The 4337-nt window shown below is 33.8% G+C and carries 1 protein-coding gene and 2 pseudogenes; 1 reads left to right on the top strand and 2 read right to left on the bottom strand.

The window, feature by feature from the left end; genetic code table 11:
- Positions 1–205 precede the first annotated feature (205 nt).
- Positions 206–1528, bottom strand: a pseudogene (locus FTU01_RS15320) (flotillin domain-containing protein); the annotation flags it as partial.
- Positions 1529–1631: 103 nt separating this feature from the next.
- Between FTU01_RS15320 and FTU01_RS15315 the strand changes: the two are divergent.
- Positions 1632–3032: a site-specific integrase gene (locus FTU01_RS15315; protein ID WP_180139982.1), complete on the top strand. Its 1401-nt coding sequence runs from the start codon at positions 1632–1634 to the stop codon at positions 3030–3032.
- Between the two features lie 1188 nt (positions 3033–4220).
- On the opposite strand, the pseudogene FTU01_RS15310 reads toward FTU01_RS15315, so the two are convergent.
- Positions 4221–4337, bottom strand: a pseudogene (locus FTU01_RS15310) (IS30 family transposase); the annotation flags it as partial.

Below are 4337 nucleotides of genomic sequence, written 5' to 3'. Positions count from 1 at the left end.
TAATGGAAAAATCTAAAAGGTATGTTTTACCGAAAAAAAGAAGTAGAAACTACCCACGAGTTGTGAAAGGGAAACCACAGAAATACCCAAAAAAATGCCAGTCAATCTCTTAACTGACTGGCATTACTCAATATTGAGGGCTTTTTTATAATTGCTGCAAAAGGAGATTAAAGTCTAACTAAATGATAATTCGAAAATTGAGTATTTAGTTATCTATACCAGCTTTAGCTTTCAGGCTTTGAGTCATCCCATTGATGTCACCACCCTGAATGCCTAATTCATTCATCAGGCTATCAATCAAAGGTGCCTGGCTACGATAACGCAAAGCACTATTCACCACCTGATCGGAGAGGGCAACATTGCCGCCTTCATGATGGGCATCTGCTTGGCAAGAACCCGCATATGTGCCATGTAGGCCATTGACTTGCAGAATCTTGATGTCATCAATGTTTTCCATCGGCTTAACACTTTCACGAATGATTTCAGGTAAGTATTTCAGCATGGCTAGCCGGATTTGCATTTCCACCTGTTCAGATGACAGTACATTATTTGCTTCATTCACTGCGCGAGTACCTTCAGCATCGACTTGATACTGTTTCTCCATCGCTTGAGCAAGTAAGACTTTTGCATCCGCTTCACCTTTAGCTTTCAGGCGAACTTTTTCAGCTTCGGCTTCAGCGGCAATACGAACCGCTTCTGCATCATCAGCTGCTGCCTGTTTGCCAGCTTCTGCTGCAACGGTAATGGCAATTGCATCTTTCTCAGCCTGTTCTTTCGCTGCAACCAGTTCAACCGCTTTTTGACGTTCTGCTTGCTGGATCTGGCGGACAGTGACGACTTCTTCTTCCGCTTTAACCGCTTGAGCACGTGCTTGATCAGCTAAAGCTTTGGCTTCAGATTCAGCACGTGATTTTTCTGCAATCGCAATTGCACGATCTTGTTCAGCCAGTTCAATCGTTTTCTTCTGTTCAACTTGGGCTTTTTGAATAAGCTGGGCTTTCTGAATGTTTTCATTTTCAACATCACGAGCCGCCAAAATGCGTTTCAGTTCTACTTCACGTTCAGCAGCAATACGAGCTTCTTCCGCTTCACGTTTTTTTGCAGCTTCCTGAGCTGCAATTTCAGCTAACTGTTCAGCGCGGCGAATCGAAATTTCACGTTCCTGTTGCAGCTTGGCATATTCTTCTTCACGGATAATTTGTAGACGTGCTTGCTCGGCTTCCAGATTTTTGGCTTTAATGGCCAGATCTGTATCCTGTTCAATATGATTACGCTTACGGCGACGATCTTCAATCGTTTCAGTGAGTTTGGTCAAACCTTCAGCATCGAAAGCATTTTGTGGATTGAAATATTTAAAGCCAGTTTGATCTAAGCCAGTTAAAGAAACAGTTTCCAGTTCCAGACCATTTTTGTGCAGATCTTCAGATACCACTTGCTGTACTTTTTGTACGAAGTCGACCCGTTTTTCATGTAATTCTTCCATGGCCATTTCAGCGGCAACGGCGCGTAAAGAGTCGACAAATTTCCCTACACTACACTAAATAATAAGGAATGAAGATACTGCACTAAAATATATGGAATGAATTGCATAATTGGATTATATTGAATTGAAGCTATCTTGAGTTAAGTGCATGGGAAGACACTCAGAATTAAATTCTTCAGCAAGAATTGTGAAGGTTAATAAGTTTTATAAGAATATCCTTATAGAACAAGATGACCTCACGCTAAAAGAAAATATAAGTTTAAAAAAATATCATTATGAAAAAGAAATGGATGTTTTTACATTCAACTTTCCAATGATTATTCAAAGCTCAGGAGAGATTTGGGAAATAGCAAACGTATATCTTATGTATTGCTTAGAAGAGATAAGAGATCTGGATGGTGAAATTTTATATAATTTTGCTACGGATCTTCTTGATTATTTGAAATTTATTGAGGATAGAAAATCTCATTTTTTAGATTTGCCTAAATTTAGATCAAATAGAATAACTACTAAATATGAAAGATATTTACGTGACCAAGTAGAAAATTTAGTCATTGCACCTGATACAGCAAAAAGAAGAATTAATAAAGTGATTCATTTTTATAAAACCTGTATTAAACAGAACTTTTTAACAGCCAAAGATTTTGACTATGTACCTTATGAAGAACGATTGATAAGAGTTACGATTGTTACCACAGATGGTTATGAGAAAGAAATTGAAACAAAAAGCCATGACCATGCAATAGCAGGTTCACCTCCGAATAGGGATGAAAATCTTATATATGATGATGGTGCTTTACGGCCATTAAGTAAGAGAGAGCAATTATTATATCTAGAATATTTAGAAAGATATGGTACTAGAGAATTACAATTAATGACTTATATAGCTTTATTTACAGGAGCAAGAATCCAAACTATCTGTACATTGAGAGTAAAGCATTTAAAAAACTTACCTTTAATGGCAGATAAAAAAACATATAAATTAACTGTGGGTAACGAGACGGGAGTAGATACTAAAAATGGGAAAAAACATCATTTAGAATTACCACTAAAGATAAAAAAACTAATTGATAATTATTTTGGGTCTGAAGAATGGAAAGAAAGAGCAAAAAAATCTTTTTATGGAGAATGTGATAATAATTATATTTTTCTTACAAAAAAGGGGAACCCTTACTATACAAGTAAAAGAGAAAAACTGGATGTTAAATATCAAGTGGATAGTGGCGAGTATACGGGTAAGTATGTAATTTATAAAGGAAATGCTGTAAGAAAAAATTTAAGTGATGTGCTTGAAAAGTTATGTGAAGACTATCTTGATTACCAAGATTTTAGATTTCATGATTTAAGAGCAACGTTTGGAATGAATCTTGTGAGAAAGTTAGAAGAGTTTGGATATAGCCCAAATGTGATTAAAAATAAAGTTAAAACAAAGATGGGACACGATTCAGATAGTACCACTGATTTATATTTGAAGTATGAATTTAATAAAGAAGAAAGGCAGCGTGTACAAAGTAAATTAGAAGATGAACTATTTAAGTATGTGAATTGAGGTTGATTACATTGGGAAACAAAGAAAAAAACCTTAATGTGGAAAGTAATGGAAATCTAATTAAACTAGGAAGATCTATTTTTATAGTAGATATTACTCATAAAGATTGTCTAGAAACTATAGATGATATTTCAGAAGATCAATTTCCAAATCTAATTCTATTAATCAAGAAGAATTCACATCGATATAAGCACATAGATATCGGTTCATATTGTTTTGAATCAAGAACAAGAAGAAATACAACTGAAGTTGAGACAAAAGTTGATATAAAAAGTATTAATTGTTCAAGAATCAAAGGGTTGAAAGAATTTATTCTGTCTACTATAGATAGACATAAAAATAATACTAGTTTAATTGCTGACTTAATGAATTTAGGTCATGTCATTGAATATCTCAATGAAAACTTTAAAAAAGCTAATTTTGAAGATATTAATACTTGTAAGTATATGTATATAGAATTTACGAAATTTTTAATTAATAGAATTAATGTTGGAATCGCTAATGCAAGAGGATATCAATTACAACATAGTTGTGCGCTATTTTTATCTCATGCTTGTGAAATTAGTATTTTTGAGTTAGAAAAAATAGCTACAAAATTAATGGATAGAGATATATATCGCCCTTTTTATCATGATGGGCGTGAGGAGGAAATAAGCACATATGTATCAAAAAATATAGTTCTTTTTGAAACTATTTCTAAAAAATTAATGAACAATGAAGATCTTCCTTTTATAGTTGATTTCCAGAAAATAAATGATTTTTTGGTGTTTGATACAAGTATAGATTCAACATTAGATAATAAAGATAAGTATAAAACTTTATTGGATGAAAATCATAATTTGAAAAGTCTTGAATCAATAGGTGCGATGATAAAGGCTGAAAACCCTAATCAACTACTAACTCATAATTCTTTGTATAATGCTGGACGAAGGAAATGGAGTTTTATTAGAAAAATTAATAATGAAAAACTATATGAGTCAAAATTTAAACTTAGACTTGCCAGTATTGCTATATTTGCTTTTTCTCAAGCATTTGTAGCTGCGACATCTTGTAATTCTAGTACTTTAATTAAATTGCGTGATAATGGCAAAATACTATCGGGACAGGAAAAAGGGAAAAGATTGTATGCAGTTAAAGCTAGGGCTAATTATAAAGAGCAATCAATTTCTTTTGGGTTAAAGGGCGAATTCAAACATGAGGTGCGACAGTTTCAAAAGCCTTATGATAATCAACAAGCTGAGCAAATTTCTCTAATGGTGTAAGCCAATCTAACGCTTTTCTAGGACGAGTATTCAGTGACATAGC

This window comes from Acinetobacter sp. YH12043, assembly GCF_013419915.1.
GTDB lineage: Bacteria > Pseudomonadota > Gammaproteobacteria > Pseudomonadales > Moraxellaceae > Acinetobacter.
The sequence above is the reverse complement of the archived record's forward strand: the minus strand, read 5'-3'. Positions and strand labels throughout refer to the sequence as shown.